The sequence below is a fragment of the Caulobacter sp. FG7 genome (assembly GCF_057808875.1).
Genome location: NZ_JBMDIW010000009.1, coordinates 40,001 through 54,186, shown reverse-complemented (window position 1 = coordinate 54,186; position 14,186 = coordinate 40,001). Strand labels below are relative to the sequence as shown.

Annotated in this window: 9 protein-coding genes; 4 read left to right on the top strand and 5 right to left on the bottom strand. The window is 68.7% G+C overall.

All coding sequences use genetic code 11. The features are described 5' to 3' along the window. Window positions 1–78 precede the first annotated feature (78 nt). The 5 genes from ACODR1_RS09340 to ACODR1_RS09320 form a co-directional block, all read right to left on the bottom strand. The gene (locus ACODR1_RS09340; RefSeq protein ID WP_488880203.1) at window positions 79–1,080 is read right to left on the bottom strand and encodes a FecR family protein; all 1,002 of its coding nucleotides are present in this window, start codon (window positions 1,078–1,080) and stop codon (window positions 79–81) included. After that, on the bottom strand, window positions 1,049–1,651 hold the full coding sequence (locus ACODR1_RS09335) for an RNA polymerase sigma factor (protein WP_488880202.1): 603 nt from the start codon (window positions 1,649–1,651) through the stop codon (window positions 1,049–1,051). The genes ACODR1_RS09340 and ACODR1_RS09335 overlap by 32 nt, the downstream gene beginning before the upstream one ends. Window positions 1,652–1,752: 101 nt before the next feature. Beyond that, a complete protein-coding gene (locus ACODR1_RS09330) occupies window positions 1,753–2,919 on the bottom strand; it encodes a hypothetical protein (protein ID WP_488880201.1) in 1,167 nt (388 codons plus the stop codon). A 214-nt stretch (window positions 2,920–3,133) separates the two neighbouring features. Beyond that, entirely contained in the window at window positions 3,134–4,921 is a 1,788-nt protein-coding gene (locus ACODR1_RS09325; RefSeq protein WP_488880200.1) for an amidohydrolase family protein, read from the bottom strand. Between the two features lie 82 nt (window positions 4,922–5,003). Beyond that, entirely contained in the window at window positions 5,004–8,039 is a 3,036-nt protein-coding gene (locus tag ACODR1_RS09320; RefSeq protein ID WP_488880199.1) for a TonB-dependent receptor domain-containing protein, read from the bottom strand. Window positions 8,040–8,700: 661 nt separating this feature from the next. Here ACODR1_RS09320 and ACODR1_RS09315 point away from each other — a divergent pair. The 4 genes from ACODR1_RS09315 to ACODR1_RS09300 all read left to right on the top strand — a co-directional run bounded on the left by ACODR1_RS09315 (window position 8,701) and on the right by ACODR1_RS09300 (window position 14,110). Next, the gene (locus ACODR1_RS09315) at window positions 8,701–11,196 is read left to right on the top strand and encodes a TonB-dependent receptor plug domain-containing protein (RefSeq protein ID WP_488880198.1); all 2,496 of its coding nucleotides are present in this window, start codon (window positions 8,701–8,703) and stop codon (window positions 11,194–11,196) included. Between the two features lie 262 nt (window positions 11,197–11,458). Further along, a complete protein-coding gene (locus ACODR1_RS09310; protein WP_488880197.1) occupies window positions 11,459–13,063 on the top strand; it encodes a flavin monoamine oxidase family protein in 1,605 nt (534 codons plus the stop codon). Between the two features lie 28 nt (window positions 13,064–13,091). After that, window positions 13,092–13,490, top strand: coding sequence for a c-type cytochrome (locus ACODR1_RS09305; protein WP_488880196.1), 399 nt, complete (start codon window positions 13,092–13,094; stop codon window positions 13,488–13,490). A gap of 131 nt (window positions 13,491–13,621) precedes the next feature. Then, window positions 13,622–14,110, top strand: a complete 489-nt coding sequence (locus ACODR1_RS09300) for a RidA family protein (protein ID WP_488880195.1) — start codon at window positions 13,622–13,624, stop codon at window positions 14,108–14,110. Window positions 14,111–14,186: the final 76 nt, after the last annotated feature.

Below are 14,186 nucleotides of genomic sequence, written 5' to 3'. Positions count from 1 at the left end.
CCAATCGTCGCCCAGATCGCGACGTCGCGGGTTGAGAGCCGCCGGCCGCGGGCTTCCGTGACCGGTCACAAAAAATTCTCAGTCCGAGGCGCTCGTCGGGGCCGGAGCCCGGCTCAGGACGACCAGGTCGCCCTTCTGGTCCAGCCGGGCGTCGAACACCCGGGCGATGGCGCGGCTGAAGCCGACGGGGTCGTTGGCGGCGAACAGACCCGCCACCGGCTCGCGCGCCAGGGCTGGGTCGGGGATCGCGATACGGGTGTCGCTGTAGCGGGCGAAGGCGTCGGCGGCCTCCTTCAGGCTCTCGCCCTCGAAAGCCAGCTTGCCCTCGCGCCAGGCCAGTTCGCGCGTGACCACCGCCGGGGTGATCGGCTGTGGGCGCGGGACGAGGTCGGCCATCACCAGCCGGGTGTTGCCGTCCAAGGCCAGGTTGGTCGTGGGCGCGGTCAGCCGGGGGATCGTCACGTCGACGCGCCCCTGCTGCACCAGCAGGTCCACGGGATCGGCAGCCAGCTTGCGCACCCTAAAGCCCGCCTGGCTGGTGCGCAGCCGCCGGCCGTCAACCTCGACCACGAACGGCCGCTCGTCGTGCGCCACCGAGAAATAGGCCTCGCCCTTCAGCAGGGCGACGAACCGCTCGTTCTGGCCATAGCGCACGCGGATGCGGCTGTCGGTGTTGAGCAGCACGGTCGAGCCGTCCTTCAGCGGGACCAGGCGGATCTCGCCGCGCCGGGTGCTGGTCACCGCGCCGGCCGCCGGCACGCCCACGGCCAGGGCCGCCAGCGACGCGGCCGCCCCGGCGCCGCCCGCCCACAGCGCCGCGCGACGCGACAACCCGCGCGGCCTCGGCGCCGCCGGCTCCTGGAAGTCCGCCGGGTCGTATTGCGCGCCCAGAGCCCGGGCGGACTCGCTCATCATGAACAGCGACTGGGCGCGCAGCAGCGCGCCCCGGCTGCGGGAATCCCCCTTCAGCCAGCTCTGAAAAGCCTGGTCTTCCTCCGGAGTCAGCGGCCCACGATCCAGCCGCGCCGTCCAGTTGGACGCCGCTTCGTCAATGTCTCGACTGGTGTCTCGTTCGGCCATCTGGCGAGGCGATCTCCGCATCCACTGCAATAGAGGTTTGGGACCGCTTGTTTCCGCTACGGCCGAACCAATCAATCAAGAACGAAACGCCGCGCGATATGTGGGTCTCGACCGTGTTCTCCGAAATCCGCATCCGCTCGGCGATCTGGCGCTGCGACAGCCCGTCCACCCGCCGCAACACGAAGGCCTCGCGTACCTTGGCTGGCATTGCTGCAATCGCCCGGGCCAGCTGCCGCAGCTCGTCCCGGTCCAGCGCGTGCTGCTCGGGCGAGGCGGCGTCGTCGGGGTGGTCCAGCCGCTCCAGGTCGCCCACCGCCTGGATCGAGACGATCCTGGCCCGCCGCACGTGCCGCATGATCACCGAGCGCGCGACCTGGAAGAGATAGGCCCGGGGATAGCGGATGGTCTCCACCGTCTCCAGCTCGGCCAGGATGGTGTAGGCCTCCTGGATGACGTCCTCGGGATCGACGCCCGCCGGCGTGCTGCGCGACAGCCAACCGCGCAGGGCCGGCTCGTGCGGCAGCACGTTGCGCACGAACCATCGCTGTCTTTCCCTGTCGGCGCCGGTCATCCTGATCCGCTGGCTGGACGTTGCGCTGGCGCGGGGAGCGGTCCGGGACCGGACTTTCCCCGCAGCGAGTCGGCACCTTGCCTAGACGCGGTTTGTGACAGTCAGTCCCGGCCGCTCGTTTCGGGCGAGTGCAGGTCCGCCGCTGTCGCGGGAACCAGCGGGCGCGCCGCGTCGCCCGTCCAGCGCATCAAGGTCAGGTCGGCGGTCTGCCGGCCGTCGACCTTGGAATTGGCCGCCACATAGACCAGGCCGCCGCCGATCGGCTGGAAGCCGACGTCGGCCTTCTGGTTCCAGCCGCGCACGCCGCTGGCCTCGTGCTTCAGGCCGTCCGCGGCCAGTGGCAGCACCCTGCCCTGCTCCCAGCCCTGACCGTCCGCTCCCGGCACGCCCATCAGGTCGCCCGCCGCCGGCGCTGTTTCCGCGTCGACCGCGAACAGCAGATAGTTGGGAAAGGCCGGCTTGGCGCCCTGATAGACGCCCATGAACCAGCGCTTCAGGGTCTCGTCATAGGCCAGGGTCTGCACGCCGAAGCGGGTGTTGCCGGTACGCACGAACACCTTGTCGCGCGGCGCGGCCGGGCCCTCGTGGTGCGGCGCGGCCTCCGACAGCGGCCGGGCCAGCTTCGCCCAGCCGGCGACGTCGTATTGCAGCAGCACCTGGTGGTCGTTGTCGGTCCGGCCCTCGTCGCCGTAGATTCCGTAGGCCACCGTCAGGTAGCGCGGGCCGTCGCTGCGCCCGAAGGCCGGGCCGAAGCTCACGCCGTCGATGCCCGAGCAGCCGTAGCGATGGTCGGCCGTCCTGGCCGTGTCGCCGTCGAACCTGCCGTCGCCGTTCAGGTCGGCGGCGTAGTCCTTGGCCACCTCGGGCAGATAGACAGTGCGGAAGAGATCGCTCCTGGCCGCCTCGACGCCCACCTTGTCCAGCCGGGAAACGTCGATCACGGCGATGTAGAAGGCCTGGTCCTTCTTGTATTCCAGCGAGCCGTACAGCCTGCCGTCCTCGGGGTTGAAGTCGAGGTCCCCCAGGTGCCCGGTCCAGCCGACCAGGGTCCCCACCAGCCTGCCCTCGAAGTCGTACTTCGCCAGCAGGTTCGTGAACGAGTAGTAGACGTAGCCGCCCTTCAGGTCGACGGCGACGCCCTGCACGTGGCCCGAGGCCCAGGTCCCGCCGTTCTGGGTCAGGGGCGGGATCGGCGGCGCGGCCGCGGCCGGCAGGGCGAGCGCCAGGACGCCGGCGGCGAGCAGGAGCGAAAGACGCGTCTTCATCATGGCGGAACCGGGCGCTGGCGGATCGGAAAAGCGCCCCTCTAGCGCCCCTCCATGACGGTCCGGCGACAGGGACGGTTGGCCCGCAGATCACTGTCCGCGCCCAAGCAGCGAAAACCTCGTCCTTCGACAAGCTCAGGACGAGGTTTTCTAACCCACGCTCAGCAGTGGTCCTGACCCTGAGCCTGTCGAAGGGCGAGGACCAGGCGCCACGCCCTCAGTAGAACGCCACGTCGTCGAGCTCGAACCACAGCTTGGTCCCCGCCGCGCGCTCGCCCTCGACGCCCACCTGCAGCAGGTCGGTCCCCGTGAAGGCCGGGGCCTCGCCGCGCGACGCGACCGGCTTGAAGGCGGTGAACGGCAGCTCGATGCTCTTCCACTGCGGGCTGGCCTCGACCTTGGTCGTCCAGCGGCCGGCCGCGCCGACCAGGGTCACGACATAGGGACCGCCGTCGCCGCGGACGGCGAACTTGAGCCCCTTGAAGGCGGTGGCGTCGGCCGGAACCACCGAGCCGCGGGTCAGCGGCAGCAGCACCCCGGCTGAGGCGTCGTCCTTGGTGGCCATGCGGGCGCCGACGCTCAGCACCTTGCCGCCGCCCTCGCGGGTGATGACCTGCGAGACTTCCAGGCTGCGATCACGGCCGCCGTCGAAGTCGTCCAGCCGCAGGGTGTCGAGGCTGGTGCGGCCGTCGGGGCGCTCGAAGTCGTCGATCAGCGCGGTCGCCTTCACCGCCGGCGGCGTCAGCTTGTCGTTGGCAGGCGCGCGCACGGCGCCGGGGCCAAACACCGCCTGGCCGTCGAGGAACACCTGCTCGGTCCTGCGGACGTCCGTGATGGTCTCCCAGGGCTTGCCGGCCACCAGCACGAAATCGGCGCGCTTGCCGACCTCCAGCGTGCCGCGATCGGCCAGCAGGTTCATGGCCCGGGCGCTCGTCGCGGTGCCGGCCATGAGGGCCTGGCTCGGCGTCAGGCCGGCCTGCACCAAAAGCTCCAGTTCGCGCAGGGTCGAGGGGCCGTGCGGCGTGCCGAGCATGCCCGCGTCGGTGCCCAAGGCCACCGGAACGCCGGCGTCGAACAGGCTCTTCACGTTGGAAAGGGCGTAGCCGAACTTGCGGCGCGCCTGGACGTTGCGCGGACTGTCGGGATCGGTCGGCGGCTTGGCGCCTGGCTTGACCGGTTCATAGACCGCCAGGGTCGGGGCGTAGAACAGGCCCGAGGCCTTGATCGCGGCGATGGTGTCCGCATCGACCGGCTCGTCCTGCAGGCTGTGGGCGATGACGTCGACGCCGCTGGTCGCCGCCACCTTGCCGCGCTCGACGGTGACGGTGTGGGTCAGGACCTTGAGATTGTGCTTGTGCGCCGCCTCGGTCAGGGCCTTCAGCGTCCAGGCGTCCATGCTGGTGTTGTCGGGCGCGCTGCCATAGCGCCAACCGTCGGTGAAGGCCTTGATGGCGTCGGGCTTGTAGGCGGCGATCTCCTCGACCGCCAGGCGCGCGCTCTCGGGCGTGTCGACCCAGCGGGTGGTGGCCTGGTCGGCCCAGTCGGCGCCGTGGCCGCCCGGCGTGCTCATCCGGGCGACGAAATTGACGTGCGGCGCAGTCAGGGTTCCCAGCCACGCCCGGCGCGGCGCGAAGCTCTCGGGCTGCTGGTGGAAGTCGTTCACCGTCGTCACGCCCGAGGCCAGGTAGGCGTCGGCGATCTGCGGGGTCACGGCCGGCGCGCCCGCCGGGGTCCAGTGGGTGTGAACGTCGAACAGGCCCGGGATCAACGCCGCGCCCTTGGCGTCGACGATGCTGGCGCCCCTGGGGGTCTTGACCTTGGGTCCGATCGCCAGGATCCGCCCGTCCTTGACCACCAGCGTCCCGCGATAGGGCGCGGCGCCGGTGGCGTCGAAGATCTCGGCGTTGACCACCGCCAGCGGCTTGGTCTGGGCGACCGCCAGGGAGGTCGAGAGCGCCGCGGCGCACAGGCCGCCGAGCAGGATGCGGGCGGAACGCGATGTCATGGGATTTCCCCTGGTTCTTGGCCTAATTCTTGGAAGGAAGACGCCCGGGCCGCACACGACGGCCCGGGGCTCGCTCGAGCGGCTAGAACCGCTTCTTGACGTTGAAGTACCAGTAGCGGCCGTACGGGGTGTAGACCGTGCCGTCGTAGCCGGCCGCGCTCAGCGGCGGCTGCTCGTCGGTGACGTTGCGCACGCCCAGCCGCAGCTTGGTCCCGATCTCGGCGACGTCGACCTCGCCATAGAGGTTGCCGGTCAGGGTCGAGTCTACCACCCAGGGCTGGCCCGAGGCGTCGATCAGCGCGGTGTCGTCGTAGTCGCCGATATACTGGGTGAAGCCGCCGACCGTGAAGCGGTCGTAGCGCCAGGTCAGGGCCGCCGACCACTTCCATTCCGGCTTGCCGTTCTGGCGCAGCAGATTACCGCCGCCGGTGATGGTGGTGCCAGCGTTGATAACCCCGTCCGAGCGCGCCTTCAGGAGTTCGGCGATGCCCGGCGACGGCGACTGGTAGTATTTCAGCAGGTGGGCGACGTTGACGTTCAGGTCGAAGTCGCCGAACCGGTCGGTGCCCAGCTTCCACAGGAAGCCGAAGTCCAGTCCCTCGACCACCTGCGGCTGGAGGTTGGTGTATTTGTCGTTGACGTACAGCACCTGGCCGGCGGCCGTCAGGCCGGTGCCGGCGAAGGCGGCGACGTCGTCGGCCGTCGGGGCGGCGCGCACCACGTTCGGGTTGCTCGAGCCCTGCTGGCGCAGCAGGTAGTCGAGGATCAGGGCGTTGCCCTCGCCGAACACGCCGATCAGGCCCGTTTGCTTCACCTTCCAGTAGTCGGCGGTGAAGGTCAGGCGACCGAAGGCCTCGGGCACGAACTTCGGCTCGAAGACCACGCCGTACGACAGGGTTTCGGACTCTTCGGGCTCCAGGTCGGGGTTGCCCGCCCGCCGCGCCGTCGTCAGCTGCGAGCGCGAGCACGACGAGAAGGCGCCGATCCGCCCGGCCCGCAGGTCGGCCTCGCAGAAGGCGTAGTCGGTGCGGGTGTTCGAGCGCGAGATGATCGAGGCGTTGATCTGCTCCAGGTTCGGGGCGCGGAAGCCCTGGGCCCACGAGCCGCGGAAGCGCACGCCGTCGATCACGTCCCAGGCCAGGGCGACCTTGGGTTTCGCGGTATTGCCAAAGTCGCTGTAGCGCTCGTAGCGGCCGGCCAGCTGGCCTTCCAGGCGGTGGACCAGCGGGATCGACATCTCCGGCGAGACCAGCGGCACGGCCAGTTCCAGATAGGCCGAACCCACCGTGCGGTGGCCCTTGGTGTCGGGGTTGATGCTGGAGTTGATCAGGTCGCTCAGCACCGCCCCGCTGATCGGGTCGGTGAAGGTGGTCGTGCCGTCGATGCGGCTGTCGCGGTCGTCCAGCTGGGTTTCGCGGCGGAACTCGACGCCCGAGGCGACGCCCAGGTCGCCGCCCGGCAGGGTCAGGAGATCCGGGCGCGAGACCTTGAAGTCCCACAGCGCCAGGGTGCTCTTGGTGCGGCGGATGGTCTTGACGCGGATGGCGTCGATGGCCGCCTGGCTGTTGCGGGTGTTGTCGGGGCCGCTGGTGTAGAGCAGGTCCGAGCCGTTGAAGACGTTGTAGGCGTCGGGCGTCGACAGGGCGAGCTGGGCGTAGAGCTTGGTGGTCGAGATGTTGTCGGCCACGTCTTCGGCGGTGGCCTCGGAGTAGACGACCGCCGACTCCCAGTCGAAGCCGAACTTCTCGCCGCGCAGACCGCCCAGCACGCGGTACTGCTTGTTGGTGACGTCCACCTGGGTGAGGCCGAGGTCGGCGAAGGTGTAGCCGCGCAGCGTGACCGGCAGGCCCGCGGCCGGGACGTTCAGGTTGGGCAAGCGGTTGGGATTGACCGAGCCGTTGGCGAAGACGGTCGGGCCGAACGGGTTCCAGTAGTTGCTGACCGGGATGGTGATCACCCCCGACGACAGGGTCTGGATCGGCGCCTGACCCGCGTTGGTCTTGGCGTGATAGATGCCCAGCTCACCGAAGGCGGTGACGCTGTCGTTGATCTCGTACTTGCCGGTGGCGAACAGGTTGGCGCGCTTGACCGACGGGATCACCGTCGTGCCCAGCGAGGCGGCGTCGAAGCGCAGGTCGCGATCGACGCCCGAGGTCGCCAGGGCCCCGTCGTCGATGCACAGCCCGTTGCCGATGTTCAGCTGGCAGCCCGAGAAGGTGGTCGGCTGGATGTGGAAATAGCCGGCGCTGCTGGTCAGGGCCGTCGCGCCCTGGCGCACCGTGCCGAAGCTCTGCGGCGTCTGCAGGTAGGCCCAGGGCGTGGTCGTGCTGCGGCCGTCCAGGCTGGTGGCGCCGGCGAAACGGGTGCCCGCGAACAGCGAGCGGCGGTCGGCCGAGGCGGTGAAGGCCTGCTCGTTGGAACGCAGGTGCGTGCGCGCGTCATAGGAGAAGAAGGCGCTGACATTGCCACGGCCCTCGGCGAAGTTGTGGCCGCCATAGGCGTTGAAATTATACTCCTTGAGGTTCGTGCCCTCGGCGAAGCCATACTGGGCCGCGACGTTCAGACCCTCCAGGTCGTCGCGCAGCACGGTGTTGACCACGCCGGCCACTGCGTCGGCGCCGTAGATGGCCGCCGCGCCGTCGCGCAGCACTTCCAGCCGGCGCAGGCCCGTCACCGGAATGGCGTTGGAGTTGTAGGTCAGCACCGGCACCAGGTTGTCGTTGGCCTGGCTGGTCGGGTGGGTCACCACCCGGCGGCCGTTCAGCAGCACCAGGGTGTTGCCGATGCCCAGGTTGCGCAGGTTCACCGAGCCGACGTCGCCGCGGGCGCTGTTGCTGGTGCCCGGCAGGTACTGCGAATTGAAGTTGACGTCGCCCATCTGAGGGATGGCGCGAAACAGGTCGTCGCCCGAAACGGCGGCGGTGGCCTGGATCTGGTCCTCCCCGACCACCGTCACCGGCAGGGCGGCGGTGACCTTGGCCCCCTTGATCTGCGAGCCGACGACGGTGATTTCCTCGACGGTCGCGGCCTCGCCCTCCTGGGCGTTGGCGTGCGCGGCCAGGACGGCGGCGCAGAGAGTCGTGGTCGCCAGCAGGGCGACGCGTAGGCGAGTGTTCATGGTATCCCCTCCAGAACTGCGACCCGACGCTCCCCGCCGCGACAGCGCGCCCGCAATCCACATTTCAGGAAATGCCGGCGCGTCGTCTCGATGCTGACGAAACGAACAGGTCGTGCCGGATCATTGCCGGCGCCGGTCAATTCCCACCGAATCGATGGGAATTGAATTCGAGATTTTCTGAACCGCTTGCGACCAAGTTTGCCGCCGCCCCGTCAAAAAATGGGTTGGAACGGCAATTTCTACCAGACGCCGTTCGAGCCGGCCTCCAGGGCCGCCGGGTGTGAAATGCGGCTGCGCCGCCGGATCGCGCTTCGCCGATCAGATCCTGGAACCCGCTGTCGGCGTCGCCGTGCGCGCATGATCAAACAACGTTATCCCAGTTGCCGGTGTGATAATCAGCACCTTCCGGAAACCTTTGGCCGGCGCCCTGAAATGTGGCGTGCGTATACGAAGTAGGCCCGCAAAGGCCTTCCGCGCCCCCTCCCCCATTGCCGAACCCGCCGCCCTGATCAACGCTGAACCGCGGCCAAAACCGCTGTTCAGTCTAGTATTCGCGTTCCAACAATAAGAACACGATTAGGGCGGACCCCACGAAGGAGCCATCAGTCATGCATTGACTATGCGGAGAGGGGCACTAGTGAACAATAATCTCAAAAAAATCTTGACCGCGAGCATTTCGACTCTGTCGATCGCTATCGGTACTTCGACCATCGCACATGCGGCCGAGCCCGCACCTGATCCTTCCGTCGAACTCGACACCGTCATCGTCACCGGCACGCGCCAGACCGGCCTGCGGGTCGCCGACAGCCCGGCCCCGGTCCAGGTGGTCGACACCGCCACCCTCGAGCGCACCGGCCAGGTCGACCTGCGCCTGGGCCTGGCCAACCTGGTGCCGTCGTTCAACGCCCAGGCCTTCGGCGGCGACACCGCCAACCTGACCCTGTCGGCGCGCCTGCGCGGCCTTTCGCCGAACCAGGCCCTGGTGCTGATCAACGGCAAGCGCCGCCATACCACCGGCAACTTCGCCGTCCTGTCGGGCCCCTACCAGGGCGCGGCGGCCGCCGACCTCGGTTTCATCCCGATGGCCTCGATCGGTCGGATCGAAGTGCTGACCGACGGCGCCGCGGCCCAGTACGGCACCGACGCCATCGCCGGCGTCGTCAACATCATCCTCAAGAAGTCGGAGTCGGGCGGCGCGGTCTCGGCCACCGGCGGCGAGTATTTCGACGGCGGCGGCAAGACCGCCTCGTTCTCGGCCAACCTGGGCACGGCCCCGACCGAGAACAGCTATCTGAACTTCACGGTCGAGAGCAAATACCACGGCTTCTCCAACCGCGGCCTGCCCGACCAGCGCGTCTTCAACCCGGCCAGCCCCAGCTACTCGGCCGCCAACAACGCCGTCGAGAGCCAGATCAAGGGCTATCCGAACCTGAACCTGATCTCGGGCGACGCCGAGTACCGGATGCACGTCCTGGCCTTCAACGGCGGCGTCGAACTGCCCGGCGACTTCGAGGTCTATTCGTTCGGCACCTACGGCCACAAGGACGCCTCGGCCTACGAGAACTACCGCCGCTACAACCGCATCCAGGGCAGGATGGGCGCGGCCGACCGGCCCTTCCCCAACGGCTTCAGCCCGCGCGAACGGATTATCGAGGACGACTACGCCCTGACCCTGGGCCTGTCCGGCGTGGTCGCCGGCTGGAACCTCGACCTCAGCGCCACCTACGGCAAGGACGACATCGAGGTCCGCGTCGAGGACTCGGCCAACGCCAGCCTCTACACCGACACCTCGACCCTCACGACCAAGGGCTTCACCCCCACCTCGTTCCACGCCGGCAGCTGGCAGACGACCCAGTGGACCAACAATCTGGACCTCTCCCGCGGCTTCGACGTGGGCCTGGCCACGCCGCTGGATGTCGCCCTGGGCATCGAGCAGCGCCGTGACACCTACGCGATCGGCGCAGGCGACGCGGCCTCGACCTACAAGGAAGGCTCGCAGTCCTATCCGGGCTTCTCCAAGACCGACGCCGGCGGCCACAGCCGCACCAGCTGGGCCCTCTACACCGACCTGGCCGTCTCGCCGGTCACGCCCTGGAAGGTCGACGTGGCCCTGCGCTACGAGGACTTCAGCGACTTCGGCGACACCACGGTCGGCAAGCTGACCAGCCGCTACGACTTCAACGAGATGTTCGCCATCCGCGGCACCGTCAGCACCGGCTTCCGCGCCCCGACCCTGGCGGAGTCGTTCTACTCGGCCACCAACGTCTCGCCGACCTCGGCCTTCGTGCAGCTGGCCCCGAACTCGGCGGCGGCCGCGCTGCTGGGCATCGAGAAGCTGAAGCCCGAGAAGTCGACCAACTACAGCTTCGGCGTCGTGGCGCACCCGATCCCGAAACTGACCGCCACGATCGACGCCTACCGCATCAAGCTGGAAGACCGCATCTTCGGCTCCAGTTCGGTCTACGGCCTGCGCAACGGCGTGGTGGTGAACCCGAACGTCAACGCCGCCATCGCCGCCAACGGCAACATCCTGGACAGCACCGTCACCAGCACCGGCATCAACATCTTCTCCAACGGCCTGGACACCCGCACCACGGGCGTCGACGTGGTCGTCTCCTACCCGACCGACCTGGGCGACTATGGCCGCATCGACTGGACCCTGAGCGGCAACTACAACAAGACCAAGATCACCAGGGTGAAGTCGGCTCCGGCCGCGCTGGGCGTGACCAGCACGGCCTTCCCGACCGGCCAGGTGCTGTTCGCCGGCAACGCCGCCTCGCTGCTCGAGACCGCCGCGCCCAAGTATAAGATCGGCATCAACGGCCTCTACAGCTTCGGCCCCGTCACCGTCAGCCTGACCGAGACTTTCTACGGCAAGGCCTCGGCCCTGGCCGACCCAGGCACCGGCCCGCTGCTCAACACCGTGGTCAGCGCCACCGCCCTCACCGACCTGGAGATCTCCTACAAGTTCCCGGTCGGGGTGATCGCGGCCATCGGCGCCAACAACCTGTTCAACGAGTATCCGGACAAGTTCTCGGCCGCCTTCCAGTCGGCCTGCGTCGCCTCCGGCGGCGGCTGCGTGACCCAGTACCCGGCCTTCTCGCCGTTCGGGATCAACGGCGGCTACTACTACGGGCGCCTGACCTACACCTTCTAGGTCGCCCTTCCATCGCATCGGCGACGAGGGAGTCGGGCGTCCGCCCGGCTCCCTTTTCCGAAGGCGATTCAACGGGACGCGCTCGCCGCGCCCCAACTTCGCACAAGCCGCGATCAGGGCGCCCAAGCAGGCGGCACAACGCCGTTCCGCGACAGGCTGACCGCCCTGCCCGGCTTAAAGGGATTGCCCCGCCGAGACGGGGATTTCGAGATGGTCGCGCCGCCGAAACATCCGGCAGGCGGACAAGAACACGGGGTGGCGTATGGACGGTCGAGCGACTTCGGCATCTGGCGCGGTTCTGACGCGCCGACGGTTTTTCGAAAGCCTGGCGGCCTATGGCGGGGTGTCGCTGGCCATGGCCGGCATGGACGCCCTGGGCTACGGCTTCGCCTCGGCCCAGGCCGCCCCGCCCCCGCTGGAAGGCGGCGGCAAGGGGATCAAGGTGGTGGTGCTGGGCGCGGGCCTGGCGGGCCTGACCGCCGCCTATGAACTGACCAAGCACGGCTACGAGGTGCAGGTGCTGGAAGCCCGCGACTTCGCCGGCGGCCGCTGCCAGACCGCCCGCAAGGGCTTCCGCCACGTCGACCTCTTGGGCAACGACCAGACCTGCCAGTTCGACGAGGGCCTCTACATCAACCACGGCCCCTGGCGGATCCCCTACCACCACCGCTCGACGCTGCACTACACCAAGCTGTTCGGCGTGCCGCTGGAGAGCTTCGTCAACGACAACGACGCGGCCTATGTCTATTTCGAGAAGGGCGAGGGCCCGCTGAAGGGCAAGCCCGTGCGCAAGGGCGAGATCGCCGCCGACGCGCGCGGCCACGCCGCCGAGCTGATGGCCAAGGTCGCCTCCAAGGGCGGTCTCGACGGCGCTTTCACCACCGAGGATCGCGACCTCTTCGTCGCCTACATGGTCAACGAGGGCCGGCTGTCGCCGACGGACCTGGCCTATACCGGCACCGACGGCCGCGGCTTCGACGTCCATCCCGGCGCCGGGGTCTCGCCCGGTCCCGGCAAGCCCTCGACCCCGCGCAGCATGGCCGACGTGCTGCACTCGGGCGCCTGGCGCACCCTGACCTCGGTCGCCGGCTACGAGCAGCAGCGCACCATGCTCCAGCCCATCGGCGGCATGGACCAGCTGGCCAAGGCCTTCGAGCGTAATGTCGCCGACAAGATCAGCTATTCCTGCGTGGTCGAAACCATCGGCCAGGACGCCAAGGGCGTGAAGATCGGCTATCGCGACGCGGCCGGAAAGAAGGCGCAGGTCGTCGCCGACTACTGCATCTGCACCATCCCGCTCAGCGTGCTGCGCAGCGTCGACATGCAGGCCTCCAAGCCTTTCAAGGCAGCGATGGAGGGCGTGGCCTACGCCCCGGTCAACAAGATCGGCCTGCAGATGAAGCGCCGCTTCTGGGAAGAGGACCACTTCATCTACGGCGGCCACATCTACAACGACATGCCCGGCATCGGCACGATCAGCCTGCCCTCGACCGGCTGGCAATCGCAGAAGGGCGTGCTGCTGGGCTACTACTCGTTCGGCGGCGAGGCCGCGAAGATCAGCGCCAAGAGCCCGGCCGAGCGCGCCGCCTTCGCCGTGGCCGGCGGCCAGAAGGTGTTCCCCGAATACGCCGACAGTTACGAGAACGCCTTCTCGTTCTGCTGGCACCTGGCCGAGCACAATCTGGGCGGCTGGGCCGAGTGGGGCGAGGAAGGCCGCAAGACCGCCTATCCGGTGCTGTGCGAGCCCGACGGCCGCCTCTACCTGGCCGGCGAGCACCTCAGCTATCTCGGCGGCTGGCAGGCCGGGGCCATCGAGTCCGCCTGGCAGCAGATCGCCAAGCTGCACGCCCGCGTCCGCGCCGCGTGACGACCCCCATCCAGCCCTCGGAGACCTGATGCTTCGCCACGCTTTCCCGGCGCTCGCCGCTTTCGGCCTCGTCGCCGGCGCCGCCTCGTCCGCCCTCGCCGCCCCGCCCGGCCAGACCCTTTACGCCGACAACTGCTCGGCCTGCCACCAGGTCACCGGCAAGGGCGTCAAGGGCGCCTTCCCGGCCCTGGCCGGCTCGCCGCTGGTGCAGGGCGACGGCAAGACCATGGCCGGCGTCGTGCTCAACGGCCGCGCCGGCATGCCCGCCTTCAAGGACGACCTGTCCGACGCCGAACTGACGGGCCTGCTGAACTATGTCCGCACCGCCTGGGGCAACAAGGGCAAGCCCGTCAGCTTCGCCGACGTCTCCAGCGCCCGCGCCCAGTCCAAGGCCGGCGCCAAGGCCCGCGGCCTGCAGGCCCACTAGTTCCGCGCCCTCGTCCTTCGACAAGCTCAGGATGAGGGCGACTTCGACGCCGCAGTAGAAATCCTCTTCCTGAGCCTGTCGAAGGACGAGGGTTTCGGTCCAAGTTGAGTTCCCCAGGAGAGAAACGCCCAATGAAACGCCTCGCCCTCGCCCTTGCGGCGACCGCCGCCGTCAGCACGCCCGCCCTGGCCCAGGAGATCGTCCGCGGCGGCGATCCGAAGTCGGCCATCGCCAGCGTCGTCACCGTGCCGGCCGGCTACGACACCATCTATGTCAGCGGCATGACCCCGCCGGTGGTCGACGCCAACGCCACGGGCGTGGCCAAGTTCGGCGACACCAAGACCCAGACCATCGGCGTCATCAAGCGCCTGGAGGACGCGCTCAAGAGCCAGGGCGCGAGCCTGTCGGACGTGGTGATGATGCGCGTGCTGCTGGTCGGCGACCCGGCCAAGGACGGCAAGATGGACTTCGCCGGCATGATGGAGGGCTACAAGACCTTCTTCGGCACGGCCGAGCAGCCCAACAAGCCCTCGCGCATCACCAGCCAAGTCACCGCCCTGGTCGCCGACGGCATGCTGGTCGAGATCGAGGTCCAGGCCGCCCGCAAGCCGAAGAAATAGGTCCGGCCGGCCAAGAAAGGCCCACCAGGCTCAAGCGCGACGGACGGTTTGGCGGCATGATCGCCGGACCGTCCCG

What these genes read in the sequence shown, in the direction of transcription:
- ACODR1_RS09320 (WP_488880199.1), bottom strand. Translation starts at nt 8,039, where the DNA reads ATGAACACTCGCCTACGCGTCGCCCTGCTGGCGACCACGACTCTCTGC.
- ACODR1_RS09305 (WP_488880196.1), top strand. Translation starts at nt 13,092, where the DNA reads ATGCTTCGCCACGCTTTCCCGGCGCTCGCCGCTTTCGGCCTCGTCGCC.
- ACODR1_RS09325 (WP_488880200.1), bottom strand. Translation starts at nt 4,921, where the DNA reads ATGACATCGCGTTCCGCCCGCATCCTGCTCGGCGGCCTGTGCGCCGCG.
- ACODR1_RS09310 (WP_488880197.1), top strand. Translation starts at nt 11,459, where the DNA reads ATGGACGGTCGAGCGACTTCGGCATCTGGCGCGGTTCTGACGCGCCGA.
- ACODR1_RS09335 (WP_488880202.1), bottom strand. Translation starts at nt 1,651, where the DNA reads ATGACCGGCGCCGACAGGGAAAGACAGCGATGGTTCGTGCGCAACGTG.
- ACODR1_RS09300 (WP_488880195.1), top strand. Translation starts at nt 13,622, where the DNA reads ATGAAACGCCTCGCCCTCGCCCTTGCGGCGACCGCCGCCGTCAGCACG.
- ACODR1_RS09330 (WP_488880201.1), bottom strand. Translation starts at nt 2,919, where the DNA reads ATGATGAAGACGCGTCTTTCGCTCCTGCTCGCCGCCGGCGTCCTGGCG.
- ACODR1_RS09340 (WP_488880203.1), bottom strand. Translation starts at nt 1,080, where the DNA reads ATGGCCGAACGAGACACCAGTCGAGACATTGACGAAGCGGCGTCCAAC.